26 protein-coding genes and 1 pseudogene are annotated in these 26,446 nt (G+C 70.2%); 10 read left to right on the top strand and 17 right to left on the bottom strand.

Annotation, left to right across the window (positions count from 1 at the left end):
* Positions 1–345 precede the first annotated feature (345 nt).
* The 4 genes from NLX85_RS17820 to NLX85_RS17805 form a co-directional block, all read right to left on the bottom strand.
* Positions 346–1,071, bottom strand: coding sequence for an SMI1/KNR4 family protein (locus tag NLX85_RS17820; protein ID WP_254336507.1), 726 nt, complete (start codon positions 1,069–1,071; stop codon positions 346–348).
* A gap of 557 nt (positions 1,072–1,628) precedes the next feature.
* Positions 1,629–2,132 (bottom strand): DinB family protein, encoded by a 504-nt coding sequence (locus NLX85_RS17815; RefSeq protein WP_254336505.1) that lies wholly within the window; start codon positions 2,130–2,132, stop codon positions 1,629–1,631.
* 134 nt (positions 2,133–2,266) lie between these two features.
* Complete coding sequence (locus NLX85_RS17810; RefSeq protein ID WP_256566962.1) at positions 2,267–2,866, bottom strand: DUF5134 domain-containing protein; 600 nt, start codon at positions 2,864–2,866, stop codon at positions 2,267–2,269.
* Between the two features lie 43 nt (positions 2,867–2,909).
* Positions 2,910–3,668 carry a DUF899 family protein gene (locus NLX85_RS17805; protein ID WP_254336502.1) on the bottom strand — a complete coding sequence of 253 codons (759 nt, stop codon included), beginning with the start codon at positions 3,666–3,668 and terminating at the stop codon, positions 2,910–2,912.
* Positions 3,669–3,727: 59 nt separating this feature from the next.
* Between NLX85_RS17805 and NLX85_RS17800 the strand changes: the two genes are divergently transcribed.
* Positions 3,728–4,501 carry a helix-turn-helix domain-containing protein gene (locus tag NLX85_RS17800; RefSeq protein WP_254336500.1) on the top strand — a complete coding sequence of 258 codons (774 nt, stop codon included), beginning with the start codon at positions 3,728–3,730 and terminating at the stop codon, positions 4,499–4,501.
* Positions 4,502–5,105: 604 nt separating this feature from the next.
* Here the strand turns inward: NLX85_RS17800 and NLX85_RS17795 are convergent.
* A complete protein-coding gene (locus NLX85_RS17795; protein ID WP_254336498.1) occupies positions 5,106–5,780 on the bottom strand; it encodes an HAD family hydrolase in 675 nt (224 codons plus the stop codon).
* Positions 5,781–5,973: 193 nt separating this feature from the next.
* Here NLX85_RS17795 and NLX85_RS33700 point away from each other — a divergent pair, with 193 nt between their 5' ends.
* Entirely contained in the window at positions 5,974–6,513 is a 540-nt protein-coding gene (locus NLX85_RS33700) for a DUF6882 domain-containing protein (RefSeq protein ID WP_374628102.1), read from the top strand.
* Between the two features lie 1,025 nt (positions 6,514–7,538).
* The gene (locus tag NLX85_RS17785; RefSeq protein ID WP_254336494.1) at positions 7,539–8,093 is read left to right on the top strand and encodes a hypothetical protein; all 555 of its coding nucleotides are present in this window, start codon (positions 7,539–7,541) and stop codon (positions 8,091–8,093) included.
* A gap of 13 nt (positions 8,094–8,106) precedes the next feature.
* On the opposite strand, the gene NLX85_RS17780 is transcribed toward NLX85_RS17785, so the two are convergent.
* From NLX85_RS17780 to NLX85_RS17755, 6 genes are all read right to left on the bottom strand, one after another.
* Positions 8,107–8,946 (bottom strand): replication-relaxation family protein, encoded by an 840-nt coding sequence (locus NLX85_RS17780; RefSeq protein WP_254337488.1) that lies wholly within the window; start codon positions 8,944–8,946, stop codon positions 8,107–8,109.
* Positions 8,947–9,310: 364 nt separating this feature from the next.
* The gene (locus tag NLX85_RS17775) at positions 9,311–11,815 is read right to left on the bottom strand and encodes a helicase HerA domain-containing protein (RefSeq protein ID WP_374628118.1); all 2,505 of its coding nucleotides are present in this window, start codon (positions 11,813–11,815) and stop codon (positions 9,311–9,313) included.
* A gap of 8 nt (positions 11,816–11,823) precedes the next feature.
* On the bottom strand, positions 11,824–13,614 hold the full coding sequence (locus NLX85_RS17770; protein WP_305885045.1) for a VirB4 family type IV secretion system protein: 1,791 nt from the start codon (positions 13,612–13,614) through the stop codon (positions 11,824–11,826).
* A 20-nt stretch (positions 13,615–13,634) separates the two neighbouring features.
* A complete protein-coding gene (locus tag NLX85_RS17765; protein WP_254336492.1) occupies positions 13,635–14,570 on the bottom strand; it encodes a PrgI family protein in 936 nt (311 codons plus the stop codon).
* Positions 14,567–15,487, bottom strand: coding sequence for a hypothetical protein (locus tag NLX85_RS17760; protein ID WP_254336490.1), 921 nt, complete (start codon positions 15,485–15,487; stop codon positions 14,567–14,569). Before NLX85_RS17760 ends, NLX85_RS17765 begins: the two co-directional genes overlap by 4 nt.
* 2 nt (positions 15,488–15,489) lie before the next feature.
* Entirely contained in the window at positions 15,490–15,867 is a 378-nt protein-coding gene (locus tag NLX85_RS17755) for a pilin (RefSeq protein ID WP_254336488.1), read from the bottom strand.
* A gap of 479 nt (positions 15,868–16,346) precedes the next feature.
* Between NLX85_RS17755 and NLX85_RS17750 the strand changes: the two genes are divergently transcribed.
* Both NLX85_RS17750 and NLX85_RS17745 read left to right on the top strand, forming a co-directional pair.
* Positions 16,347–16,928, top strand: coding sequence for a hypothetical protein (locus NLX85_RS17750; protein ID WP_254336486.1), 582 nt, complete (start codon positions 16,347–16,349; stop codon positions 16,926–16,928).
* A gap of 47 nt (positions 16,929–16,975) precedes the next feature.
* The gene (locus NLX85_RS17745) at positions 16,976–17,440 is read left to right on the top strand and encodes an SMI1/KNR4 family protein (RefSeq protein WP_254336484.1); all 465 of its coding nucleotides are present in this window, start codon (positions 16,976–16,978) and stop codon (positions 17,438–17,440) included.
* Between the two features lie 60 nt (positions 17,441–17,500).
* On the opposite strand, the gene NLX85_RS17740 is transcribed toward NLX85_RS17745, so the two are convergent.
* Entirely contained in the window at positions 17,501–18,352 is an 852-nt protein-coding gene (locus NLX85_RS17740) for a hypothetical protein (RefSeq protein ID WP_254336482.1), read from the bottom strand.
* Positions 18,353–19,101: 749 nt separating this feature from the next.
* On the opposite strand from NLX85_RS17740, the gene NLX85_RS17735 reads away from it, so the two are divergent.
* Together NLX85_RS17735 and NLX85_RS17730 are read left to right on the top strand one after the other, a co-directional pair.
* Complete coding sequence (locus NLX85_RS17735; RefSeq protein ID WP_254336480.1) at positions 19,102–20,013, top strand: hypothetical protein; 912 nt, start codon at positions 19,102–19,104, stop codon at positions 20,011–20,013.
* Positions 20,006–21,076, top strand: coding sequence for a TRM11 family methyltransferase (locus NLX85_RS17730; protein ID WP_254336478.1), 1,071 nt, complete (start codon positions 20,006–20,008; stop codon positions 21,074–21,076). The genes NLX85_RS17735 and NLX85_RS17730 overlap by 8 nt, the downstream gene beginning before the upstream one ends.
* On the opposite strand, the gene NLX85_RS17725 is transcribed toward NLX85_RS17730, so the two are convergent.
* Entirely contained in the window at positions 21,046–21,741 is a 696-nt protein-coding gene (locus tag NLX85_RS17725; RefSeq protein WP_254336476.1) for an NADAR family protein, read from the bottom strand. The two genes, NLX85_RS17730 and NLX85_RS17725, sit on opposite strands and share 31 nt — an antisense overlap.
* A gap of 42 nt (positions 21,742–21,783) precedes the next feature.
* On the bottom strand, positions 21,784–22,179 hold the full coding sequence (locus NLX85_RS17720; RefSeq protein ID WP_254336474.1) for a hypothetical protein: 396 nt from the start codon (positions 22,177–22,179) through the stop codon (positions 21,784–21,786).
* Positions 22,180–22,301: 122 nt separating this feature from the next.
* Between NLX85_RS17720 and NLX85_RS17715 the strand changes: the two genes are divergently transcribed.
* Complete coding sequence (locus NLX85_RS17715) at positions 22,302–22,844, top strand: DNA cytosine methyltransferase (protein WP_254336472.1); 543 nt, start codon at positions 22,302–22,304, stop codon at positions 22,842–22,844.
* A 241-nt stretch (positions 22,845–23,085) separates the two neighbouring features.
* Entirely contained in the window at positions 23,086–23,490 is a 405-nt protein-coding gene (locus tag NLX85_RS17710; RefSeq protein WP_254336470.1) for a hypothetical protein, read from the top strand.
* 646 nt (positions 23,491–24,136) lie between these two features.
* Here the strand turns inward: NLX85_RS17710 and NLX85_RS17705 are convergent.
* From NLX85_RS17705 to NLX85_RS17695, 3 genes and pseudogenes are all read right to left on the bottom strand, one after another.
* The gene (locus NLX85_RS17705) at positions 24,137–24,562 is read right to left on the bottom strand and encodes a hypothetical protein (RefSeq protein WP_254336468.1); all 426 of its coding nucleotides are present in this window, start codon (positions 24,560–24,562) and stop codon (positions 24,137–24,139) included.
* Positions 24,563–24,712: 150 nt separating this feature from the next.
* Positions 24,713–24,817, bottom strand: a pseudogene (locus NLX85_RS17700) (IS5/IS1182 family transposase); the annotation flags it as partial.
* Positions 24,818–25,141: 324 nt separating this feature from the next.
* Positions 25,142–25,513, bottom strand: coding sequence for a helix-turn-helix domain-containing protein (locus NLX85_RS17695; protein ID WP_254336466.1), 372 nt, complete (start codon positions 25,511–25,513; stop codon positions 25,142–25,144).
* A 56-nt stretch (positions 25,514–25,569) separates the two neighbouring features.
* Here NLX85_RS17695 and NLX85_RS17690 point away from each other — a divergent pair, with 56 nt between their 5' ends.
* A complete protein-coding gene (locus tag NLX85_RS17690) occupies positions 25,570–26,250 on the top strand; it encodes an SDR family oxidoreductase (protein ID WP_254336464.1) in 681 nt (226 codons plus the stop codon).
* Positions 26,251–26,446 lie beyond the last annotated feature (196 nt).

The following is a 26,446-nucleotide window of genomic DNA, read 5'->3' as shown; positions in this document are numbered from 1 at the left end:
CCCTTGTGGTGCCCGACGAGGAGATCCGCGGCGGCATCTCTGAGGAGGGTTGGGGTTCGGGGCGGAGCCCGAGGTCTTCAAGGGCTCGGTCCTCCCAAGGGTGGCCGGCCGGCCCGGCCGATGCCGGCCCGAGGTCGCCAGCAGGCCGGGGCCGGGCCGGCGCGGCGCACGTGCGGGCCGCCTTGCTCTATCAGAAGGCCAATTCGGCAACAGTGCGCCAAGGAGCGTGTCCTCCGTCCACTGATGTGCGACATACGTGCGCCAACTGATCTGCGAGACCTCAGCGCCCTGATTGCGGCAGGTCGTGCACCTGACCGTGGGGAGCTGTATGCCGTGGTCAGCTCGTCAGAGGCCGTAGGTGTGCGGCCCGCCGAGCCAGCGGCTCAGATACTCGGATTGGATTTCGCCGGTGAGTAGGCCGACCAGTGCTGCGGAGAATCCGACATGGTAGTGCTCCCAATACGGCCCTCTTTCCTTCAGCACCACAGGCCAGTCTTCAGGGGCCATGGCCGGCCTGACGTGCCAGAAGAGGAAGTCGCCGTTGCCTGTGTACCCCCACGAGATCAGGTTGTCGCCGGGTTCGAACCAGGACGGGACATCTTCACGGTTCGGGGCCCAACGGGACGCGTCGCCGAGTGGCCAGTCTCCGGACCAGTTGTCGGGCCCCGCGAAGTCGAGGCGGACGCACTCGTGCGCATAGGTGTTGTGTTGCACCAGGTCTGCCCAATCGTGGACGGCGTTGGGGGCGCAGACGATGAGGTGATCATCGACCGAGCCGGAACCGTGCGCGTCGACGAACGTCTTGTAATCGTCCGGAAGCGCAACACCCAGCTGCGTCTCGACTGGCGACCAGTCGCATCCGGCCTCGGTTGCCACGGTGGGTGCTGGCAGACCCAGTAGCCGGGACAGGCGCTCAGTGGCGTCGACTGGCCGTTGGAGCCTTTCGTTGGCCAGGCTGTCGTCCTCGATGAGTCGCTCGCCGGAGACAATGTCGCCGGGCCTGAGTTGGTCGCCGCCGGCGCCGGTGACGATGGCGGATGACCCGGTGAGCTCAACCACGACGAGGTCCACGTTCCGCTCCTTGCGGCCGTGCTCCCGGCAGGCACGGTCGAAGCGGTCACCCGGGCGAGCCCAATGCTGCGGGTGATACCCGGGCTCACCCTCCAGCTGCCAGCCTCCCGGCACGGCCTGGACGGACTCAACGGAGAAGCTCAGACGCTCGGTACGCACAGACAGCATCGTGCACGGCTGGCCTAGTACCCGTCATCCGGCCCCACCGTCGTTTCCACCGACATCCGCTCCCCGGCTACATGACAGGACAGGACCTTGCGCCGGCGGCCATCCTGTCGCCCCTAGCTTGCTGGCTCTGTCGCACATCACCTGGCAGAGCTGCGTCGCACATCAGTTGTCGGATCACATTCTGGGGAGACTTTGTCCGACTCCGGTTGATGGTTGACACGGGCCTCGGTTGACGCTTGACATGATCGCTCCGGCGTCGCATCGAGCGCGCGACCCGCGGCAGATCCGGTTGGCCGTGAGAGTGGTCGCCAGGTCTGACATGGGGGACCGGAATGGCGCAACCAGGGTTCGGCCGCACGGGAGTCGAAATGCGGCGCCAGGCCAACTGGTCAGGTGTTCACCAGCCACTGTTGCCCGTCGATGAGTTCGCGAACCGCGTCGAGGTGTCCGGCGTGGCAGGCGGTCTCGGTGATCACATGGAGCAGGACGTCCCGAAGATTGTGCAGGCGCCACTCACTCTCGGGGAAGGGCCACCAGGCCAGGTCGGCATCGGCAGATGAGGCGGCGATGACGGCATCGGCCAGAGACGCCTCATGGCGATAGCAGTCAAGGACATCGCCGGCCGGTAGTCCCGGGGCTACCTGCCATGGGCTGTCTTGGCTGCCGACCATGTCGATGACCTCCGGGTCGCCGGCCACAGCAGCGCGGAAATACAAACGCTCCACCGACAGCGTGAGGTGCTGCAGCATCCCCAGGCAGCTCCACCCAGAGGGCAGCACGGGGCGCCGCAGCGCCTCATCGCTCAGTCCTTCCACGGCACCCAGCACGTGGTTTCGCTGCCTCTGGAGGCACTGCATCAACGCGGTGATCTCGGCGTCGACTGCCACCGTCATTTCTGAACCTCCCTAACACGACACTTTTTCGCAGGGCCGAATGTAACCTTGCTGAAACGCCCGATCTTGGCATGTTCCTGTTGATCTCAACCGAAGTTCACCCGGCGACGAGCATCCCGCCTGGCGCCCATCGTTTACGCCATCGCGAGCAGGGCGATGCCCATACCCGCGCTCATCACGCCGTGGCACAGTGCCGACCAGTCCAGCGGGCACCCCACCGCGTTCGTCGTCGCCGTGGACAGTCCACCGATGTGCATCCCGCGGCCAACCCACCAGAAAGCGGCGAGTGCCAGGTACCCCCCGAGCAGCGCACTGGCCCATCCGGCGCATCCGACCGGCGCATGACCCATCCTGGCCATGTCCATACCACTGTGACCGCCGGCGAAGGCGTCCCCCGGTGCCGATGCACCCATCCACACCATTGTCCCTGTGGCGGTGGCGAAGAAAACCGGGTGGGCGCGACCGCGCGGCGTCCACATCGCCCGCACCGCGAACCACCCCGTCGACATCATGAAAATGGCAATCCAGGCTGCTGCCGGGACCGCCGCGCCCCACGGCCAGATCATCGCGATCATCGATAGACCCATGACCAGGTGCAACATCTCGGAGAGTCGATGCTCCGCCACCGGACAGAGCCACGCAGCGGGTGGGCGAAGGCACCGGAGCAGGTGAAAGGCGGCCGCCCCGCCGAACGCCACTGTCAGCAGCCATCGGAGGGGGGCAATGCCGATCATCGGCCCCACGAACGGTGGCGGGGCCTCCGGCAGACGCCGAACCTCAGTGGCAGCACTGGTGCTCGCTGCCGGTGGGGCCGGTCGTGCCCAGGTCGTCGTCACGGCCGGCGGCGAGGCGCGACCACTGGGAGGTCGGCCGCCCGTCGAGGCGGAACTGGTCGCCGTCGGTCCGGAAGCGCTGCGGCCAGCCTTCCGGCGAGTCTTCCCAGACCTCCTGGCGACCGTAGATGGTCATGTCGAGCAGGCCGTACGACGGCGCCATCGCTTCGACGCCCCGCCCTGTGGTCCAGTAGGTTTCGAACACGCGCTCTCCTTGGCGCAGGTAGCACGCCTTCATTCCGAACGCGCGACCGGCGACGAGGGAGTCGAGCGACTCCTCGGGCACGGAGTACCAGGGAGCCTGCCAGCCCATGAAGTCGCGGTAGCGCGATGTCTCCTCGAACGGACCCTGGCAGAAAACCGCGAACGTGACGTCGCGAGAGTGCAGGTACGACAGTTCGAGCACCTGGCCGGTGAAGAATGTGCAGCCCTCGCACTGGTCGGCGGCCGGCCTGCCCGTGTGCCACATGTGGTACGACGCGAACAGCTGGGTCCTCCCCTGGAAGACGTCGAGCAGGGGCACCTGGCCGTCGGCGCCGACCAGAGGGGCGGTCGGGTCGACCTCGACCATCGGCAGCCGCCTGCGAGCCGCGGCGATGGCGTCGCCCTCACGCGTGTGCGCCTTCTCGCGGAGCCGGAACTCATCAAGCTGCTTCTGCCAGGTCTCGCGGTCGGTGATCGGGGGTGTCGCTGGTGTGGGCATGGACTCCTCCTCGGGTCAGTAGCTATGAGGCTAATAGTGACTGCTAGGATCAAGCAAGTATGATTCTTGGACTCACCAGTGTGACGAACGGGCGGCGCGGTTCCGGACAAGGCGTAGGGAGGTTTTCGGTGCCGACTCAGCGGGGTTATCGGCAGGCCTGCGGTGTCGCACGCGGCCTCGACATCGTGGGGGAGCGGTGGTCGCTGCTCGTGGTGCGCGAACTGCTGCTCGGGCCGAAACGGTTCACCGACCTCCAGCAGGCGCTCCCGACCGCCAGCCCGAACGCACTGTCCGACCGGCTGCGCGAGCTGGCCGACGCCGGCGTCCTACGCCGTCGGCAACTGCCTCCACCAGGCAACGTGCGGGTCTACGAGTTGACCCCGTGGGGTCGCGGCCTCGAACCGATCGTGGTCGCGCTCGGCACCTGGGCGCTGGCCGCCCCACCCACCGCCGAACAGCGCTTCGTGAGCGTGGACAGCGCCATGCTCAGCATCCGCACCTTCTTCGTGCCGACGCCGGAGCAGCATGAGGTCACGCTCCGGATCGAACTACGCGACCACGGTCCGGCCGGGGTGTTCGGCGTCCGCCTCACCTCGGCCGGCGCCGAGGTCACCCACGAACCGCCCGAACAGCCAGACGCCGTCCTGTCCACCACGACGGATGCCCTCCTCGCCGCCTTCGGCAGCGCCGACCTCGCCGGGCACGCAGCGGCCGGCGCCGCCATCATCGGTGATCCCGAGGCCGTACGCCGTCTCGTCGCGGGCGTGCGAGTCCCGGGCGCCACAGGTCAAAGCTCAAACGGCACCCCCGGGCCAAGGGGGGCGGGCGGATAGCCGCCAGAGGCTGCCCGAAAGGTGACCTAACCCTGGACATTCACGAGGTCGTGATCTTGTGACCGTTTCGTGAGGTCTGGATAGACGAAAGTGCCTGCGACGCAAGGGAAAATGGTGATTACGACATCTACCGTGATCTCTTGCGAGGAGGCACTTCCGAAGTGCATCAGGTTACCGGATGGTCGGCAGATCTTCGCGTCAGCACCAACGGTGACGGCGTGTGAGCATGGTCGGAGTGGCCGCGGTGCGGATGCTCGCCGACCGCACCGGTCTGACGCAGGCGATATCGGCAATCCTTGCCCGGCCTGGGTTCCGGCCGATCCATGACCGCGGCCGGGTCCTGGTCGACATGGCGTGTGCGATCGCCGCGGGCGGGGTCGACATCGTCGACATCGAAGCCTTGCGGGCTCAAGCAGAGGTATTCGGACCGGTCGCCTCGGACACCACCGCTCTGCGCGCGCTCTGGCGGCGCTTCCGGCCCAACCCGCACGACGCACCACCGCGTACGCGCTCCTCGCCGGGTTGTCGCATTCCTGGTCGACGTGTACCTCTACTGAGCCCCTCCACCCCCGGCAGCCTCAGACAATGGACCGGCGACAGACCGTCACGACGGAACCTGGGCAAGCCTGAGCACGTATCCGAAGCCGCGTTCCTGCGCGGGCGAATCCACCATGGGCAGGAGCAGCGCTGGTATGCCAGCGGAAACCGATCCGCCGTCGCCAGCGGGATGATCACCGACCATCAGGGTCTGGCCAGGTGCGGCCTGAAGGGCTTCGAGGGCAGCGCCCCAGATCCGAGGGTCCGGTTTGACGAAGCCGACCTCGTAGGACAGTACGAACGCATCGACAATGCCGTCGAGTCCGTGCCGAGCAAAGCATTTGCGGATGTCCCAGCCGACGTTGCTGACGACGCCGATGCGAACACCGCCATCACGCAATGCGGACAAGGTGGCGACGGTGTCGGCGTACGGCTCGATCGCCTCGGCGTGTGTTTCGTGCAAGACCGATGCCAACGCCTGGTCCACCCCAGGAATCTGTTCCAGCGCGGCGAGGATCGCCCGATCCCAGACCCGCGGATCCAGATCCCGGGCGATGTGGGCCGGATCCGTGGCCGTCTCCCGCAACAGTTCCGCGAAGTCGCCGGCAATACGGTGCGCCTCGCCGGCAGCCAATGTCCGGTCGATCGATGCCGCCGCGTTGCCCACCCAGCGCTCCGAATCGCGGGCGAACAGAGTCCAGGCGAAGTCGAACAGTACTGTCGTCACGGGCTTGGCGGTCACCGCATCACCCTAGATCAACACGACGAGTTCTGTGGCCCGCGACGCAGTGACCGTCTTGTGCCAGGGCAAGCCCGCGCGACGGCCAACTGGGTCTTGATCTACCGGCCGGCAGACAACCGATGAAGAACAGCCGCGGGCGTGGCCAGTCCGCGAGGCGTCGCGCCATTAGCCCTAGACATGCACTCGGTCACGGATGCACGCATCCGGACGTGCCGATGAGCGATCCGAAGTCTGCCGTTGTCCGAGGCAACCGGTAGAAGGATCACTCGACACTTTTGCGGCATGCGGATCCTGCACCTGTCGGACACCGGCTCGCGACAGGGTCGGGCAGCGGCAGGTAGCGATGGTTGCCGATCATGGGCTCGGTCGTGATGTGCAGTACCACTGGTCAATGGACGACGCCACCATTGCCTGGTCGCGCGGTGGCCGGGACTTCCTTCACGGCCGGATCACGGTGATCGGCAGCGTGGATCATGTCCAGCAGACGTGGTTGTGGTCCTGGGCCAATGACCCCCTTCCGCCGGCGGTGCTCGGTGACATCACCGACGTTCGCCGCTACGGCGAAGAGCACGCGATCCCCTTGTTGGTGTGGCCGAGCTTCCGTGCCGAGCAGAAGCCGGTGGCGCAGGCCCCGATTGTTGCTGCCGACGTGCTGGCCGCCGTGGGTCTGTGGTTCGAACCCGGCGATGAGGTGGACCTGCATTTCGCTATTCACGATCTGCGCCGGGTCTGAGGGGCGCCCGCAGCAGAAGCGGGCAGCATCGGTGGACACGCCGCATGCACGCGGGGTCGGCTTGCTTTGAGGTCGCGGACGGGCTGGTCGGTGGTGCATCGGACGATCCGGGTGCCGTCGTCGCAGGCGATGGCCAGCTCGGTGTCGGTGACGTGGAGACTGCTGGACAGAACGGATGAGGAACGCCGAGCCGGTCGGCCACGCGGGGCCTATCGTTCTGGCGTGACGGATTCCGGGCTGCCCGCCGGGGAGCTGCGTGACTTGCTCGATTGCATCGCGCGCACCCACGGATGTTCTGTCCTGCCGCCGACAGGTGGTGCTGTCGCAGGCCGAGGGCACCGACTCCCAAACGACCTGCGGGAGCTCTACGAGCTGTGCGGCGGGGCCTGGCTATTCCGCGACGGCCCTTACCAATGGCGAGTTTGCCGACCAGGGGACCTCGTGCCGGCGAGTCCCCGACTGCTGACTGAGCACATCGCGCGAGAAGTCGCGACAGAGGCGCCAGAGGATTTGACCAACGGCTGTTACGTTATCGCCGACGGCGGCGGGGCAGCCACAGACCTGCACGTCGTTGTCGACCTCCACCCGGCCCGGGCGGGACGCTGCTATTTGGTGAGTTGGGATACCTACGGCCTCGTCGGCGAGATGCCTGTCGTCGCCACATCGGTTCCCGAGCTGCTCCGATGGCTTCTCAGCGCAGACGGCGGGAATCCAACTCTCGCAACCAGCCAGGGCGACGCGTACGACCAGGCGTAATCGAGCGGTTGCCATGCGGGCGGCATGGTGGGGCGGACCGATCGGAACCGTGGCCGCTCGCCGTCGAGGTTGGGGCGATATGCCGCGCAGGGGAGCTCGTCGAGGGCGACGGACACCATCGTGCGGGCGTGGACCTTGCCGACCTGGACGCGTTGCCCAGCTGTCCACCACCTTCAGGCGGGGAGTCGCTCGCCCATCAGGCGAGGACCCACAACAACCACCGCACGCCTGGTGAACGTTCGCGGACATCGCACTAGAGAATGAGGGCCATGCCCTTGACCGACTCGGTCCGTCGAATCGCCCTGGTTCTGGGGCGTCTTGCACCGCCGTACGGGCCGCTGGAGCTGCCACCACCGATCTCGCCAGACGAGCCACTCGACGACATCGCCCCCGGCTACGCCGAGTTCCTGCGCCTTGCCGACGGGGCTGCATGTGGAAGCACCGGCGACATCCGGCTGTGGTCGGCAGCTTCCGTGCGGCAGATGCCGTGGGCGGCCGACGACTTGCCGGGCAGTGCTGCACGGTGGTGCGCGGTCGCGGACGTGCTGGAGAATCCCGTTCTGGTGGAGCGTGCCACCGGGGAGGTGTGGTGGTTCTCCGACCTGAACATCGTCTGGTACACCGACGCTGAGCTGGCCAGTTTCGCGAAGCTGGCGGACGACGTTGCCGGGTTCATCGACTACCTCATCCTCGGCCCTGGCTACGTTCAGCACCTGTCGAGTGGGCCAGACGACCCGTGGCAGCAGGCGCTCAACGAGGTCGGCTTCACCTGCCCCGCCGGGCTGCAGGCACTGTCGAGCAGTGACCCGCGCCAGCGGGGCTGACTGCGGCATCTGGTTAGTCGTCGTCGGGGTGGGTGAAGCGGTGGGGGTTCGTGGCGGGGTTGTCGGGGCCGTGGTCGCTGGGCAGCTCGTGCAGCCAGCGGCGCAGCCCGGGCTCGGTGGTCAGCGTCCAGGCGGGTCCGGCGGGGTGCTCGTCGTGGATGCCGGTGGCGACGGGCATGGCGGTAGGCACGCCGGCGAGCGCCCGCAGGATGTTGGCCTCGCGGCGTCGGCTCCGCACGCGCAGCAGGACGGGGTAGCGGGGCCCGAACTGGGTGAGGCGCTCGTAGCCGCGCAGCTTGCGCAGCACGACGGCGAGTGGCTCGGTCCCGTTGTCGTGCTCCAGGAAGAACCCCACCTGCTGGTCCCCGACGCACCACACGCCGTGCCCGTCGGGCCGGATGCCGGCGACGGCGTAGGCGGCGGTGGCGTGCTGCTCGGACCACCACCTGGCCAGCCGCACGTTCGGATGGTTGCGCGCGTGGGCGAGGAGGTCGACGAACAGTTGGTTGGTGCCGAGCAGGTGGGCGAGGCGGCAACTGCCGATGATGCGTTCGGTGCGCTCGATGCTGCTGCGCGGTGGTCGGGCGTCGGGCCGGTCCGGGTCGTTGTAGGCGGTGGGGTGCACGAGCATGCCGAGGGGACCGAGGGCGTAGAGGTACTGCCCGTCGCCGGTGGTGATGTCGACGAAGCGGCTGACGGCCTCGATGCCGTGCAGGGTGGCCAGCCGCAGCCGGGCGGAACGGCGGGAGGTGAACGCCGCCTCGGTGATCTGGTCTGCGGAGAGCACATAGTGCTCAGCGAGCCAGGCGAGGAGCTGACGGTCGCGCAGCGTGAGCCGACGCAGCTGCTCCAGACGGGAGCGGCGGCTGGTGTTGCTGCGCGAGGCGAGAAGCCGGGGGTTGGATGACCGAGGATGGAAGACAGGTCGATCGGTAGACACGAGCGGACATCCCTTCAGGGAGGAAGTGGATCCCCTCCGTGGAGGGGTGTCTGAATTCGAAGCTGGTGGTGACCGTGCCGGTGGGCCGCCGTGTGCTGCACTGACAGGCCCTTGCGCGCTGGTCTGTCAGCGGCGGTCAGCCCTTGGTGGTGAAGGGCGGAGGAAGCGTCTGCGGAAGGGGTGACGGAAACCCCAGCAGGCGCCTGACAGACGCCGAAGGAATCCCGTCAGCCCGGCCACCTGGCCGTATCGGCGACCCATTGGCGGTCAACCGGCCTCAAGGCCTGGCCTTGTCGTTCTCCACGCGGGGCGCGCGGGTTTGCTGGGGTGGCCGTGAGTAGCTGTCGACCAGGGCGTCGATCGCGCCGATGTCCTGCGCCGGAACGGCGCGCGCCGCGGCCTGCCGGATCGCGGTCGCCTCGCCGATCAGCGGCTTGGGTGGGCGGGTCCTCATGGTGAACGCCGGCGTCTGCCGGCCGCCCACGACCAGGCGGGTGGCGGCGGTGTATGCGTCGAGGTGGGTGAGGTCGTGCTCGTCGAGTTCCGGCAGGGTATGCCGAGCCAGGACGCGGGCGTCCTCCGGCGCGCACGAGAAATAGATCTTGTTGCGGGCGTTCGCCGACGCCGCGGCGAGGAGATCCTTCGGGAACTGGGCGAGGTCCTGGTGGGACAGCACCAGCGACAGCCGGTACTTGCGGGCCTCGGCGAGCATCGTGTCCAGGCTGTTGGCGAGGGTGAGGAAGTTCTGCGCCTCGTCGATGATCAGCGTGGCGTCGCGCCGCTTGTCGGGGGCGATCTTCGCCCTGGCGGTGGCCGCCTGCCACACCTGCGCCAGCACCAGAGAGCCGAGCAGCTTGCTGGTGTCCTCCCCGAGCTGACCCTTGGGGATGCGCACGAGCAGCGCCCCGCCGTCGAGGACCTTGCCCATGTCGAAACTCGAGCGCGGGTAGCGCATCGTGCGTTTGACGAAGTCGCGCAGCAGGAAGGCGCGGAGGCGGGCGAGGACGGGTCCGATGACCTGGGAGCGCAGGGCGGGGTTGAGCTCGTCGTACCACTGCCAGAACCCGGACAGGCCGGCCGGGTCGTCGAGGTCAACGGTCATCGCGGAGCGGAACTGGGCGGAGTTGAGCAGGGGCGGGATGTGTTGCAGGGTGACGTTGGCGTGCCGCAGCAGGGTCAGGCACGCCACCCGCATCACGTCGTCCATCCGGGGGCCCCACGCCTTGGCGAAGATGTTCCCGAAGATCGACACCAGGTTGTCCACGACCAGATCCGGGTCGTCGCCGGACAGCGGGTTGATCGTCGGCGGGTTGGGCTGGTCGGGGTCGAACAGCACTACCCGGTCCGCGACCGATGCGGGAAGCCGGTCGAGGATGTCCAGGACCATGTCGCCGTGCGGGTCGATGACCACGGTGCCGCGGCCGGCGGTGATGTCGTCGACGGCCATGTTCACCAGCAACGTCGTCTTCCCGGAGCCGGTGGCCCCCACGACGTGCAGGTGGTAGCGGGCGTCGGGCACGGCCAGGGCCACCCCGTGACCGCCGACCTGCGCGTCGCCGAGCATCTTCGTGCCGCGCCCGCCGCTGGGCACGGCGACCGGTGCCGGCATGGACTTCGCCCGCGCCCGATCCAGCCCGGGCACGGCCAGGTCCCGGGGCAGCGCGGCGAGCGCCGCCAGCTCCGGGGTGCAGGTGAGGAACCCGGCGCCGAGACGCCGCGACGCCAGCACCGCGGCCGGCGACGACATGCGGGTACGAGGGACCAGGCGGTTGCGGCCGGAGTACACAGCGAAGGATGAGGCGATCGCATCGGCGATGCCCAGCAGCCGGGGCCGCTGGTCGGTGCTCCCGCGTCGGCTGTCCTTGCCGACGGCGTAGCGCACAGCGGTCTCCCACAGCGGGTGGGAGGTCTTGTCGAGGATCGCTCGCACATCGCGCTCCACGCCCGGATCGCGCCGCCCGGCCGGAGCTGATCGGGCGGGGCCGGCGGTGCCGCCGGGCAGGAACAGCTCGACGAGCCACCGCAGTGCAGTGGCCGGGTTGGGCCCAGGGACGGTGGTCTTGCCCTCGCGTAACCGGGCGGCGGCCCGCCGGGCGCGCGACACCCGACGGGGCGCGGCAGGGCGGGCCAGGACCTGCACGCACGCGTACTCGTCGGCCTTGAGCTGGGAGCCGGCGGACATCAACGGCCGCAGCGGATCGTTGTCGTGCCCGGTGTGCAACGGCAGCCACTCCGCTGCTGCGGGCAGAAGGTGACCGCCCACCGCCGCCGGCACATCCAACGGCATCGGCGGGGGAGTGGCCTCCTCGACCGCGCAGGCGGCGCCGGGCCAGGCGGCGCGGACGGCGGCTTCCACGGCGCCGCGCGCGACCGTGCCGGGCACCCACACTGAGATCAGCAGCCGCCGGCCGGTCCACGAGTACTGCCACACCACGTGCGGACTGCCATAGAGCAGCCTCCGTCGGCGCGACGGGGTGAGGGTGCCGGCGAGGTTGGCCCACAACGCCGCCGCGCCGTGCGGGTCCACCTCCGGTGGCGGAGCAATGGTGACCAGACGGGCGCCGGCGGCATGCCGGCGGTGCTGCCACAGCCGCAGCAGGTTGCGCCCGGCGACGGCGGCGACCAGCACGATCGCCGCGACGGCGAGCAGCCAGGGTCGCTGCGCTGCCCAGCCGGCGGCGTCGAGCACCCACCGCGCGGCGCCCGTCGGTGGTGGGAGGACATCGGTGCCGGGCGCGGAAGGGCTGGGTGCGGTCGCTGGCAAGGCCAGGTACGTGGCGATGGAGCACTTCACAGCGCGTCTCCTTCGTCGTCGAGGTCGGCCAGCTCGCTCGGGCTCGTGGTGCAGAGTCGATGCTCGGCGGGGGAGGCGACAGCCTCGAAGCTGGTCCGGTTGGTGCCGGAGATCAGCAGCCCGGTGCCGACCCGGGCGGCGAGGAGTAGGCGTTGCTCGCCGGCGGTGAGCCCGAACGCCTCGCCGACGGCGTCGATGGCCTGCGGTGCCTGCTTGAGCAGCACCTGGGTCGCGGCGTTGGCGACGACGGCCTGGCCGAGGTCGGTGCCCAGGACGTCGGCGACGTCCTGGGTGATGACGGTCAGGCCGGCGTGGCGTTTGCGGGCGGCCTTGGACATGCGGAACAGGAACCGGGCCCCCTCGCCGTCGCGCATGAGCAGCCACGCCTCGTCCACGACGACGAGCCGCCGTGCGGCCTGCCGGCTGGGTGCGTCGACCTGCCGCCAGATCGCGTCCAGGGCGAGGAGGGTGCCGACGGTGCGCAGTTCGTCGGGCAGGTGCCGTAGCGACCACACCACGAGGTGGCCGTCGGGGCGGGTGGTGGTGGGCCCGTCGAACAGGTGCGAGAAGGAACCCTCAACCCAGGGGGCGAGGCGGGCGGCGAGCTGGCCGGCGGCGGGGTCGGTCTCGGCGTGCAGGCGGTCGGCGAGGTCACGCAGCAGCGGTGCGGGCCGATGGTGGGTGGCCGGGTCCGCGGTGATGCCCGCGGCCCGGTAGACGGCCAGGATCGCCCGGTCCAGGGCCGCGCGTTCCGCTGGCGGCGGCTGCTGGCCGAGCAGGACGCTGACGAGGGTGTGCAGGAACAGACCGCGTCGGGTGAGCACGTCCGGGCGGGTGTCGCCGGCCGGCAGATCCAAGGGGTTGACCTTCACCCCGGACGCGCCGAGGCGGACCACGGTGCCGCCGACCGTGTCGGCCAGGCGCGGGTACTCGTCTTCGGGGTCGATGACGGCGACCTGCACCTGCTGGTAGAGGCTGCGCAGGATCTCCAGCTTCACGAAGTACGACTTGCCGGCGCCGGAGCGGGCCAGGACGACGCAGTTGTGGTTCTCCTGCGCCCACCGGTCCCACCACACGATGCCCTGCGAGTCCGGGTTCACCCCGTAGAGCACCCCACCCTCGGCGGGCGGGTCGCCGGGCAGCGGCGCCGGCAGGTCGGCGGAGGCGAGGGGGAACGCGGCAGCGAGGGCGGCGGTGTCCATGGTGCGCCGCATCCGCAGCGAGTCCGTGGCCAGGGGAAGGGTGGTGCTCCAGCCCGCCAGATGCCGCCAGGTTGCCGGTTGCACCTCGATCAGGGTGGACGCCGCGGCGGCCTTGACCTGCGAGCACGCCTCGAGGAGTTCGTCTTCGGTGCGGGCGTGCACGGTCAGGTAGAGGCCGACGCGGAACAGTTTCGCCGAGCCACGGGCGAGCCGCTGCGCGAGGTCCGCCGCGTCGTCAGCCGCGGCGTCGACGGCCGGGTCGGGTAGCTTGCCCCGTCCGGCGTCGGCGCGCCGGGAGGACTCGAAGCGGGCCTGCTGGGTGCGCAGCCTCGCCGCGGCGACCGGGGCGGGCAGCGGGTCGATGTGCAGGGCGAGGTCCAGGCGGCCAGGCCAGGACAGCAGCGGCTCGAGCCAGGCCGGGCCGACCTCGGCCGGGTAGCCGGTGACCACGAGGGTGGCGGCGTAGCCGTCGCCGACGCGCAGCATCCGCGGGGACACCTCCACGGAGGCAGGGGCGACCGTCGCGGCCAGCCCCCGCGCCCGGCGGCCCGGCCCGCCCGGGTGGGATCGGTTGCGCTTCTTCATGCCTGTCGGCTCCCTTCAGGTCAGTGGCGCCGGTGGGACGCGGATGCGGTGATGACGGCGTCGGGGGCCGCGAGACCGCCGGGTCGGGGCGGCCGATAGGGGTCAGCCGCGGCGGCGAGCGCCGCGGTGACGGCCGCGCCGTCCAGCGCCCGGGCGGTGACGCCGAGGCCGGCCAACGCGCGGACGGTGTCCTCGGCGCGCCGGCGAGCGGCGCGCTCGCCGGCGGTGCGGGTGACGATGAGGACCTGCCGGCGCAGCGGATCCCGCCGGGCGGCGAGATCGCCGAGGAAGCGGGCATGATCGGCCGCCGCGTCCGCCAGAGCGGGGTGAGGCAGCCGCTCGGCTGCCTCAGCGAGGGTGCGGGCGGCGCCCTGCAGGTCCACCGGTTGGGCGGACACGACGATCTGCGTCGGCGCGGACAGCGAGTTCAGCCACCGGCCGAACGCGTCCACCAGCGCCGCCCGCTCATCAGGGGTGCGCAGGGCGAGGTTGACGCTGGTGGCGGCGACCATCGCCGCGCGCGCTCCGGCCAGGCGAATATCCCCGCCGTCGTCGATCGCGTCGGCGGGCAGCGTCAGCGGCGCCGGCAGTGTCACCTTCGACGCCGGGGCCTGCACCCAGTCGGGCACCTCGGTTGTCGTGTCGGTCGTCGACAACGCCCGCGGCGCTCGAGAGTGCCGCACGGCGGCGAGCAGCCACACGTCCAGCGGCAGGCCGTCCCGCCGCCCCACGGCCATGCCGAACACGAGACCGCCGAGCACGACAGCCGCGCCGACCAGCACCAGCGCCGGAACGAACGTGTGCAGGGTCCGCCACGTCCCGTAGAAGGCGAGGGCGGCGACGGCGAGGATCGCCAGCTGCCGGAACGTCAGCCCGTAGAGCACCTTGTCGGGAGCGTCGACGTCGGCGGGCATCCGCACCCGGCCCGCATCGGCGCGGTCGTCGTGGCGGGTCATCGGCCGACCGCCTTCAGGCCGCGGCCGAGGCCGGGAACGGAGCGGGTGGCCTGCTGCACGACGATGACCCGCACTGCCGCGCCGAGCATGTTCACCCCGCGGCCGCTGTTGCCCGTGGTCACGTAGCGGCGCATCAGGGACGGCACGCGCAGCGTCGTCCAGAGCATGACCATGACCACGAACAGGTTGATCGCGCCGCCCGGGTCCACCGGCAGACCGAGCACGGGCAGCAGATGGTCGGGGTCGGTGAGCATCCACTGGCCGGCGTAGAGGGTGAAGCCCTGCACCACAGGGACGGCGAGGACGCCGGTGTAGGACCGCCACCACATGCGGGCGACCGGTTCGGTCTGCGGCATCGCGTGACAAGCGAGGGCCAGCGGCGCGAACGCGGTCAGGACGATGACGACGGCGAAGCGGACGATCACGCTGAACGCGGTGCCCGCGAGGAGCACGGCGATGATCGCCACGCAGATCACGAACAGCAGCACCGCGGTGGTGTCGCGCCCGGCGAGGATGTGCGTCTTGATGGCGCGCAGCGCGCCGTCGCTGTCGCCGTCGGGTGTGGTGAGCGCGCCGGTCAGGGCGTTGGCCAGGTCGGTGAGCATGCCGCACCAGAGCTGGGAGAAGTGCGCGGCGACGAACCCGACGATCAGCCTCGGAATGAGGTCTTTGGCGGTGTAGCGGGTGGTTTCATTGCCGCCGGCGGTCATGGTGAGCAGCCCGGCGGCGACGAAGGCGAGGACGAAGACGGTGTCGACGACGAGCACCGAGCGGCCGGTCAGGGCCTGCACCTGCGGCAGGGCGGTGACCTTTGGAGTGATCAGCAGCGCGTCGCTGATCACCCCGAACAGCGCGTCCAGGCTCGCGAGGATCGCCGCCGCCAGCCAGTCCAGGATCTGGTCGAATAGCCAGCCCACGGTCAGCCCCCGACGATGCCCTGGACGACCTGCAACAGGACAGGGGCGAGGACAGCAAGGCCGTAGCCGACCAGGGCGTTCTTCAGCGCGCCCTTGGCCCGCTCGACCTGCGCCGGGTCGCCGCCTGCGGTGGCCCAGTAGACGCCGGCCAGGACGAGGAACAAGGTGGCCAGGGCGGCGAGGATGCCGATCAGCCAGGCCCGCAGATTGGCGATGACAACCGGCAGCGAGTTCACCGCCACGATCGCCGGCGCACCAGGATCGGCGTGCGCGGCGGCCGGCGCCGCCACGACCAGCACGATCGCGACGGCCACCGTGACGACGCGGCGGAGGACGTGGACGTTGGTGAGGGCACGAAGACGTACGCGGATGCGGTACATGGGCGGGTTCACCTCCAGCCCACCCCTCGACCTGGCGAGGGGTGGGCGTCGAAAGGACGTCGACAGGGCCGCCGCCGGGCACTGGAAACGGAGCGTCAGCGAGCCACGACAGTCCCTCGGGAGGAGCGCGTCCTCCCTGTCGGATGTAGCGGGAATCGGTGAGGTGTCAGCGCACCAAGACGGCACGGCACCCGAGGCGCCTGGCTCGCGTCAGCCCCACATCTCGGGCCCGGCGGCGGGCGGAACCTCCCAGCGCCTCGTGTAGCGCGGCGGAAGAGTTCCGCACCCTCAAACCGGCGTTTGTCAGCTCTGCCGGACACCCGCGCAGCTGACACCGGTCTGACAGCCACGGCGCTCATCTGAGCACCAGCTGCGCCCAGGCGCGGGCATCATGATGCCCGGCCCGCTCGGTAGAGTGCCCTGCCGTGGTGAGGCATGAACCGCGACGCGCAGATGGGGGCCAGCTCGGCGCGGAGGCGATGCGACGACTCCGGCTCAGGGACGTGTGTGACATCGACGCCGGCCTGACGGATGCGGAGTTCGCCCGCATCGAGACGCAGTTCGGATTCGAGTTCGCCGACGACCATCGGGGCTTCCTGGCGGCCGGGCTTCCGGTGAACACCCGGCCGCAGCCGCGGGAGCCAGGGGTCGTCTACACCCATCCTGAGCCGTGGCCGGACTGGCGCGACGGCGATCCCGCAGCCCTTCGGGAACTGCTCGACTGGCCTGTCCGGGGAGTCCTGTTTGACGTCGAGAGGAACGGCTTCTGGGACGACGGCTGGGGCCCGCGTCCCGACTCGTCTGCCTCGGCGATCTCGACAGCCCGCCGGATGTTGGCCGACGTGCCGAGGATGGTGCCGATCTATGGGCACCGGTTCTTCCCGGCCGGGAGGGGAACCTACGGTCACCCGGTTCTGTCGATGTGGCAGACAGACGTCATCTACTACGGCGTCGACCTGGTCGACTACATCGGTCGCGAGTTCGGCGATCCCGACCGGGGCGAAGGCGCCGACCGCGCGCAGCCACGAGCGACCGTCGAGTTCTGGCGAGATCTGCTCTAACCATCCCGCCCGGTCAGCACCACGCAGCGGTCAACGATGATCGAGACATGGAGTTCGAGGAGTTCGACCAGCATGTCGCGTCGCTACTCGACCGGGCGGCACGCTCCGGCGTGGCAGCCATCGAAGACTTCGCACTGATCGAAGGGCTGACCGCATCGGCGCAGGAGATCGCCGAAGCGGAACGCGCGCTCGGGGCGGCCCTGCCCGCGAAGTACAAGGCGTTCATGCTGCGATACGGGGCCGGGCAGTTCGGTTTCCTCGACCTGCTGCCCATACCGGCGGCAGGGGCCACGCGCCACGACGAAGACGTCGTGGCCGTCAGCCAGGCCGAGTTCCCGGACGGGGCCTTCGTCGCGGTGGCGCCCGTGGGCACAGGCGACTACTGGTGCTTTCCCGTCCTTGAGGGCCGGTGCCGGGACGAGGTGTTGTTCCACTACCACGACGGCGGCGCCCCGACGTGGGAAGCACCGGACTTCCTGGAGTTCGTGGCGGCCAAGGGCATCCGCCCCTGACCACGCGGCGCCCTGCCTCCGGACTCTGCTAAGCGCCAGGCTGCAGGAGAGCCTCGCAGGTCAGGCGGCTGCCCGAGGCGCGCTCTGCGGGGCGCGGCCGGCACGAGTCCGCGTGCGGTGCGCGGACTGCTGCTGCAGACACTCGCGAGCCTTGGCCGAGACGACGCCGCTGAGCAGTCCCATGGCGAGGGCGTCAGCGAGGCGCTGGTCGATGCCGTTCATCCGCTTGCGCACGGCGTCGACGGTGATGCCCAGACGCGCGGCGATCGGTTCGATCGCCCTGCCCCCGAGCCGCAGGTCGATGTAGGGCTCGAGGTCGCAGGCCTCCAGCAGACCGAGCCGGGCGGCCCGCTGAACCAGAAGGTCGGGGTGGCCGTAGGGGGCGAGCGGGGCACGCGGGCCGATGACGTGCTCCACGTCCTGCACCGGCACCGCGGTGCCCGCGTGGCGCAGCATCTCGTGTCCGGCCCGCCAGGCGGCCATGCACAACGCGGCGTACGGGGCCGGCTTGGCCAGGTCGACGCGGTCGCGCAAGGCGGTGAGGAAACCGGTGAGAATCTCCGCGTCCAGGTCGGCGCCGTCGCCGGACCACCCCGCATGCAGTCGCCCGGCATGCCGGCGCAGCGCGGGCATCGCCATCGCCACCGCCGCGATGACCCAGGACGGTCCGTCCAGGCGAGCGCGGCGAACCAGGTCCCGCCACACCGCGTCACGTGCCGCATAGGCGCGCGGATGGCGCAGCAGCCAGGCCCGCAGCGCCGGCAGTGTCATGACACCGGCCGGCAAGCCGGTGCCAGGTCCGAGCCTGTCCAGATCGAGTGTCATGGGGGCGGGGCCGGTGGTCAGTGCCGCGAAGGCGGCTTCGACAGCGTCCAGCGGCGAGTCCGGCCAATTCGAGTCGGACACGGTCATGTCACACACTCCAAGAGGCGATCGTCGACGGCACGCCGAGGTGGTGTCACATCGGCGCGGAAGACATCGATTGCGCCACAGCGCCCTCACAGACCTCCGACAGTGCAGGCCGGCAGCACGACAGCCGCGTGCCGCCGCACTGGCACGCATCGACGCCGACGACGGCCGTCGTCCGCGTCGGATCCTGGCGCCGGCCTGACAAGCCGGCTCTGACCTGGGCGATGACATCGCCAGCGCGGTGGTGACGCACGCCGCGCCGGCGGACCTGACAGCCTCGCCTGCCCCACAACCGGATCTGACGGCGGCCTGACAATCGCACGGTGCCGCCGTGGCCGTCTCTGACAGCCTGCCCGTCGCCGGACAGCGCCGATACAGCGAAACATGGCGCGGCGTCTGACACGGCGGCCTCACCAGGTCTGACAGCGGCACCGCTGGATGACAGACACGGCGGCCGTCGACGAAGCCGCCCTCACCGCGCTGGACCTGACATGCGGCGACCACGACCCGGCGAATGTCTGACAGCAGCGGCCGCCCCGACGGATCCCACCGCTGCCGCCACGGCTGTCCGTCACCTTCGGTCAGGGCGGGCGCGACGCCGTCCGGGCACGTTTGACCGACCCCGGGCGCCACGCTTTACGCCCGGCGGTGCTGTCAGACCTCCGTCAGGCCAAGGGGGTGTCCGCCACAGCTGACACACGCCGATTTGAGGGTGTCAGCGCATCACGGCGCGGCGCGGAGCCCACATCCACATGAGCGAGCACACGCCGCAGCACCCCCACGACCCTGTCCAGCCCGTCGACCCACCCGAGGCCGACCCAACCCCGACCGACGTGGTCGCCGGTGACCCACCGGTGCCGGTCACCGTGTGGCGCACCGCCCGCACCGACGCCGACACCGGCCGCAGCATCGGCGCCCGGCTGGCCTACCGTCTCGTCGCCGCCTACAGCCGCCCCGGCGACCCGGTCGTCGACCTCACCTTCGACCACGCCCTGGCCGCCGTCTGCCACGCAGGCCGCCGCCGGCACCACCCCGGCTGGTTCACCGACGTCTCCAGCCTCATCATCGGCCCCGCCACCGCACCGACCCCGCCCGACCCCGCCGCGCCGCCCACCAACGGCGACCTGCCGGACATGGGCACCTGGTTCGGCGACGACCTCACCGACCCCGACCTGCCCCCGTCCACCGACCTGAGCACCCCGTCCCGCCACGGAACATCACTGCAGGATGCGACCAGCCTCGTCGTCGCCTGCTGGCCCCTCGACCCGGCAGACGCCACCAACCGGATCCGGCTGGCATGGCTGCTGACCGCCTGCGCGCGCCTCCTGCGCCCCGGCGGCTGCCTCATCCTCGTCGTCACCGTCCCCACCACGACCGCCGCCGGGCCGGAGGACTTCACCCCGGTGGCCACCGCCGCCGCGTCCGTGGGCCTGGGCTACCTGCAGCACATCGTCGCCGTCTCCGCCGACACCGAAGGGGACGCCTTCGTCTACCACGTCACCGACGAGGAACTCCTCACCATCGCCCAGCAGGCCAGCCCGCAGCGGTGGACGGTGGCGCACCTGAATGTCCACGCGGACCTGCTCGTGTTCAGTCCCGTACCCGGACCGGCCACCAGACAGACGAACCGGCGGCGGCGCGAGGGCGGTGATCGCCGTGGCTGAACACACCCCCTTCCCACCCGGCCAGGGGCAGCCCGGCGACGCCGAGGACGCCTACCCGGGCCAGCAGGGCGACGACGGCGGCCACCTCGAGAGCAGCGGGCGTCACCGGGCACCGGACCAACCCCAGCGCCTGTCGGTGTGGGCCACCGCGCAGCAGACCGGACCGGTGCAACGCCGCGGCCGCTACGTCCCCGACTCCGTCAAGCACCCCGCCCGGATGCTCCCCGCGATCGCCGCGCACGCCATCGCCGCCTACACCCAGCCCGGCGAGCTCGTCCTCGACCCCATGTGCGGCATCGGCACCACCCTCGTCGAAGCCATCCACGCCGGCCGCGACGCCATCGGCGTCGAGTACGAGCCACGCTGGTCGAACATCGCCGACACCAACATCACCCACGCCCACCAGCAGGGCGCCACCGGCCGCGCCTCCGTGGTCCGCGGCGACGCCACCCGCCTGGCCTCCCTCCTGCCCACAGCCCTCGCCGGGCAGGTCGCCCTCGTGGTCACCTCACCCCCGTACGGGCCCACCGTCCACGGCCTCGTCCGGCCCGGGACCGACGGAGTCGCCAAGTTCGACAACACCTACGGCACCGACCGTGGCAACCTCGCCTACCGCGACCTCACCGGCCTCACCGACGGCTTCGAACAGATCCTGACCGGCTGCGCCGCCCTGCTACGCCCCGGCGGCACGGTCGTGGTCACCGCGCGACCCTGGCGCAAGAACGGCCAGCTCGTCGACCTGCCCTCCGCGGTCATCGCCGCCGGCCTGCGCGCCGGCTTGGTCCCGACCGAGCGGTGCGTCGCCCTCCTTGCCGCGGTCCGCGGCGGGCACCTCGTCGCCCGGCCGTCGTTTTTCCAACTCCAGGCCGTGCGCAGGGCCCGCGCCGGCGGCACCCCGCTACACCTGATCACCCACGAGGATGTGCTGATCTTCCGCCGGCCGCCGAAATCCGCCCGCTCCGGCGAACCGGAGGTCGCTCATGCCGAACTCGAGCCTCCTGACGGCTCGCCCGCGCAGGCGGCTGCTCCCGTTCACGGCATAGCCGAGGAGCCGCCCTCATGAGGGGCGGGCACCGGTATGCCCGCCGCGGCGGCTGCCAGCTCGGAGCGGATGACCTCCAGGAGCCGGCCGATCCAGTTGGTGCCGTGCTGGCCGGCGACCCAGTACGGCGAATCCAGGTCGGTGTAGATCATCCGGGCGTCACCGGTGGACAGCAGCGTCTGCGCCAATTCGGGATGCTGGAGGTACTTCGCGCGCATCAGCGCGGCCATGACCGCCAGACGAACCTCCGGCCAGCCGTCGCGGCGCGGAGCCTGTTCGGCCAGCTTGGTGGCCGCATAGGCCCGCGGCGCCGCGGCGATTTGGTCGTGCAGATCCGGATCACTTGTCGACAGGGCCCAGTAGGCGTGGGACACGGTCGGGTAGCTGCGCCCGTTGGCGGTGATCGCGGCCGGGAAATCGTTCTGCAACACCGCCACCCCTGGCTCGGTCGGCCACCCGTTCGGGTAGTGGGTCCTGTTCAGACTCAGCGTCGGCTGCTCAGGCTGCGCCGGGCCGTCGGCGGGCACCCGAGCATCCCATTCAGCGATCGACCTGTCGCGCTTCCGGAAATAGTCGACCGCTTCGTCCCGCTGCTCCTGCGTGACCGTCGGTCCGATCGGCGACCCGTACATCGGTTCACCGAGACCGCTGATCAGGATGCGCAGCGGAGCGTCCTTGCGGTCCATGTCGCCAAGCGCGTAGACGCGCAGATGCTCCGGGATAGCGAGCTACCGATCCCGGACGGCAAGGCGATTGCGCTCGCTCATGTCAGCCAAGAACGCCTGCACCGCGAGCAGGCACCGGCCGGTCGAGTCGGGGCGGTCGTTGAGCCGGTCGATCTCGTCAGCGACCTCGCCGAGGAGCATCCCCTCGTCGATCCAGGTGTGGGGCTCGGTGAACCGCCAGACCGCCACATGAGGCGCCGACGCCCGGCCACCCTCCTCGATGCTCGTCACCACCCGGCCGCACCGCAGCTCCTCGCGCAACCCCTCAAGATCGGTAAGGCCGCCGACACCGCAGTCAATGGCCCCGTCGGCGTAGATCACGAGGTCGGTCAGAAAGTACGTGTCCATGTTGCGGATGAAGATGTGCCGCCAGGTGCCTTCGACCCGCTGTCCGTCCACGTCGCGGTAGGTCCGCCGGAACCTTGTCATCGGCGAACCGTAGCCCACCAGCCGCCCGCTGGTGATCCACGCACCGCAGCGGCCATGGCGGTGGGGACGGCTCGATGTGCGCGGGAGGTGGCGTGAGTGACCACCACCCCGGGCTCCGGATCGGATCCCTGTGCACCGGATACGGCGGCCTCGACCTGGCCGTCGAACTGGTGCTCGGCGGCCACCTCGCCTGGTACGCCGAAACCGACCGGCACGCCCGCACCGTCTGCGCCCACCACTGGCCGCACGTTCCGAACCTCGGCGACATCCGCACCATCGACTGGGCCCACGTGCCGCCCGTCGACGTCCTCACCGCAGGCTTCCCCTGCCAGGACATCTCCAACGCCGGCAAACGCGCCGGCATCACCGGACCCCACTCCAGCCTCTGGCACCACATCACCACAGCCCTTCGCGTCCTTCGACCACCGCACGTGTTCGTGGAAAACGTGGCCGCGCTGCGCCGACGCGGACTCGACGTCGTCCACGCCGACCTGGCCACGCTCGGGTACGACACGAGCTGGCTGTGCCTACGCGCATCCGACATCGGCGCACCCCACCGACGCGACCGACTGTTCCTGCTCGCCACCAGCCGCAGGGGAGAAGCTACGCACGCTGCCCACCCCGTGCGCTCGTGACGGCAAGGGACCCGGCCACCAGCACGGGCTGCCCGACCTGATCGAGCCGCACGGCACCCGCAACACCCTGCTGCCGACGCCACGCGCCAGCGACACCGGCAGCCCCGGCCGCCGAGCCGGCCACGGCTTCCGCCCACCCCTGTCCCAGGTACTCCTCCCGACGCCCCGCGCGACTGATGGACAGAAGGGCCGCCCCGGCCAACGCGGATCCCACGGGGACCTCACCCTGCCCTCGGCAGCCGTGCGCATCCCACCACCCAGCCTGCCGACACCCCGCGCCTCCGACGCCCGAGGCCCCGGCCCTCACGGCGCCGGAGGACCCGACCTCCGCACGACCGTCGCCCAGCTCACCAACGACAGCCTCGGCGCACCCGACGACGCCACCTGGGGCGTCTACGCCCCGGCCATCGCCCGATGGGAACTCCTGACCGGCCGGCCCGTACCCGCGCCTACCCAACCCGGCCAGCACGGCAAGCCCGTCCTCGCGCCACCGTTCGTGGAATGGCTCATGGGCCTACCCGACCGGTGGGTCACCGAGCCGGTACTCGACCTACCCCGTACCGGCGCGCTGCGCGTCCTCGGCAACGGCGTTGTCCCCGCCCAAGCAGCGGCCGCGCTGCGCCTCCTGCTGTGCCGCCATCACTAACCCACACCACCCATCGCGTGGCTCTTCGCGGGCGGGCGGATCCGCCGGCCGCCCGCGAAGAGCCGCGCCCGCCCTGGTCAGCCACACCCACTGAGAAGCCGACCATGCGCGCCAACCCGCCCCGGACGATGGGCTCGGACGTGCAGGGTGGGCTGCTCAGGCGGCGAGGCGGCGGGCGCCGCGCTGCTGCTCCGTTTCGGATGAACGACGTTACGCCGCTAACCCTCTCAGCCTCGACGAAACCGCGCTGCAACCCGACCTCCAGCACAGCCTCCGCGTGGGGCCGGTGCGATTGAGAGCCGGCAGGACGTGGCCCGCATCAGCGGCACCAAGGCCGCTCGAAATCTCCGACGTCGAGACCAGCGATCCGGCAGGAAGGCCGCGGTGGTGTGCTCGACGAGCGCCAGAGTAGCACCGGGCACCGACACGTCGGTCCGGCGTGATCCCTCGTGCCGGGGCGGAAGGTCTGCCGTGTGCAACCGACGCTGACCTTTACGCCGGGTCGTAGTCCTCTGCTTGAGGCGTTCGTAGGGGATTTGGCCGCCGCGCCGTGCTTGAGCAGCGCCGCGCAGGTAACCCGGAGTGTGTCCGGTACTTGATCTTGGAGGCAGGATCCTTCCGGCCGGCGTCGATGAAACAGCCGCCTTCACGTCGCCCGCCGACGGCCGAAGCCGTGCTTCACTGACCCCGGCACCAAAAGCAGGACAAGTCCCGCCACCGAGAGAAGCACCAGCGGGGTTCCGACTACCACCGCCGAGAAGAAGAGCATGCCCTCTGGCACGTCGGCCGTCATCGCCTCGAACATGAACCAGCCATAGCCGGCGAGCGCCACGAGGTGTGCCGAGACCGCGGCCGCCCAGATCCACGGGCGGGCCGCGCCGATCCGGATCACCGAGATGATGGCGAGCGCGGCCGGGCCGACCGTGGCCGCTCCGAGTAGCAGATCCTGCCACAGCGAACGGAGCCCCGGGTCCGCCTGGAACAGGGCTGGCACCACCAACAGGGTGATGGACGACAGGATCAGGGCCTGGATCCCCAGCAGGATCCGGGCGAGGAGCATCGGCGTGGGCACGCCGGCATTCTCCACCGACGGTGCTTACGCTTGGGCCTCGATCTGCACCGAAGTTCATAACGCCGGCGGCGCGCGCCCGGAGATCTGTCCAGCGCGCTTGCCACCTGGGGAAGCGATGAAGCGCGCCCTTCCCAGAACCGTCTGTCGTCCAACGGCCAAGGGCAGACCGGCCCGGTCGCAGACGACATGGATCTTGCTGCCTGGTTTGCCTCGGTTGGCCGGGTTCGGGCCGGTCAGATCGCCCCCTTGGGGCGCTCCAGGCGCTCTCGACATGCCGTCTCCACTGCGGGAAGCAGCGGGAGGGCGTGCCGCAGAAGCAGTGGTCGCACGACTCTGAACGCCATGCGGCTGTTTACGGATGAATGCCGCTCGACGGGGCGGTCGGCAGCGACCGTCTCGTGAGGTTCAATGGAAGAACTCACGCTCTTGGCCTCAGGCCAGGAGCACTGGTGGACCTTCTCGCTGTGCGACTAGGTGTAGTGATCATGAGCGTTGTTGACACGGCGTGTCGGCTTGAGAGGCTCGACATGACGCTGTCGTCGGCACCTCGCGCTGCTGCCGTCGGTCGGGGAGGCATCCTCAGCTTGAGGCCTCCTGGACGCCGGCTCGTTGGCGCGCAGCGAGGATGTCCGGGACGTGCGTCTCGGCCCACTGTCGTACGGCACGCAGCGGAACCAGCAGGGAACGGCCGAGCTCGGTCAGGGCGTATTCGACGTGCGGCGGGTTGCCGCCCAGGTCGGTACGGGTGAGCAGGCCGTCAGCCTCCATGGCGCGCAGCGTCTCGGTGAGGGCCTTCGGGGTGATCCCGCGAATGTGGGCTTTGAGTTCGGTGAACCGCATCGGTCCGTCCTCCAGTGCGTTGATGGCGAACACCGTCCAACGCGCCCCGATGCGGTGCAGCACAGTGCGGCTCGGGCACGTCGCCGCCATGACGTTGTACGCCTTGCCCATGGAGGTCCTCTCGGTAGCGTTGAAGATACCGGTAGCAAATGTATACCGTCGCGGTCATGAGCGAGAACCTGACAGGCAAGCGAATCCTGGTCGTCGGCGGGGCCCGCGGTATCGGCGCTGAGATCGTCCGGCGCACCGGGCAGGCCGGCGCCGACGTCGTCGTCGCCACACGCTCTGGCCCCGAGGTCCGGATCGACGTTACCGACGAGACCACCATCGCGCGAGCCGCGCAGGCGCTCGGCGCCTTCGACCACGTGATCTCCACCGCGTCGGCTCACCATGACGTGCCGGTGCCCGACCTGGAACACGACAAGATCCAGGCCGCGTTCTCCGCCAAGGTCGTCGGCCCGCTGCTGCTGGCCAAGCACTTCGCCCCACGGATGCCTGCCGACGGATCGTTCCTGTTCTTCTCCGGCATAGTGGGCTGGCAGCCCAAGCCCGGCACCGTCGTCAAAGGTACTGCGAATGCTGCCCTGGCAGCGCTGGTCACTCACCTGGCCGTGGAGCTCGCGCCGCTGCGTATCAACGCTGTCGCGCCTGGTATCACCGACTCGGGCACCTGGGACCGGCTTCCGAACGAGCGGCGCCGTGCCTTGTACGACAGTGCCGCCGCGGCCTCCCTCGCAGGCAGGGTCGGGACGCTCGAGGACGTCACCGACACCGCCCTGTGGCTCCTGAGTGCAGGATGGGTGACGGGCGAGACGGTCCACGTCGACGGCGGCGCCCGACACCGCTGATCATGCAGATCCCAGCCCGTACCCGGCACGCCGCCGAGTGCGGTGTGCTCATCCAGCAGGGCGCGGGCCTGGCCGTATGACAGCCGGATGAGCTCGAACTCCGGGCAAACGTCGCGCCGGCTGACGACCTTCCCCGGCGCTGGCCGGCGATGGGTGACAAACACCGGCCCGCGCGTGCGGCCCTTGATCAGCTGGG

Origin of the sequence: Micromonospora sp. A3M-1-15 (assembly GCF_024213425.1) — a bacterium.
GTDB lineage: Bacteria > Actinomycetota > Actinomycetes > Mycobacteriales > Micromonosporaceae > Micromonospora > Micromonospora chersina.
Note: the sequence above shows the minus strand (reverse complement) of the source record. Positions and strands in the feature narration are given on the sequence as shown.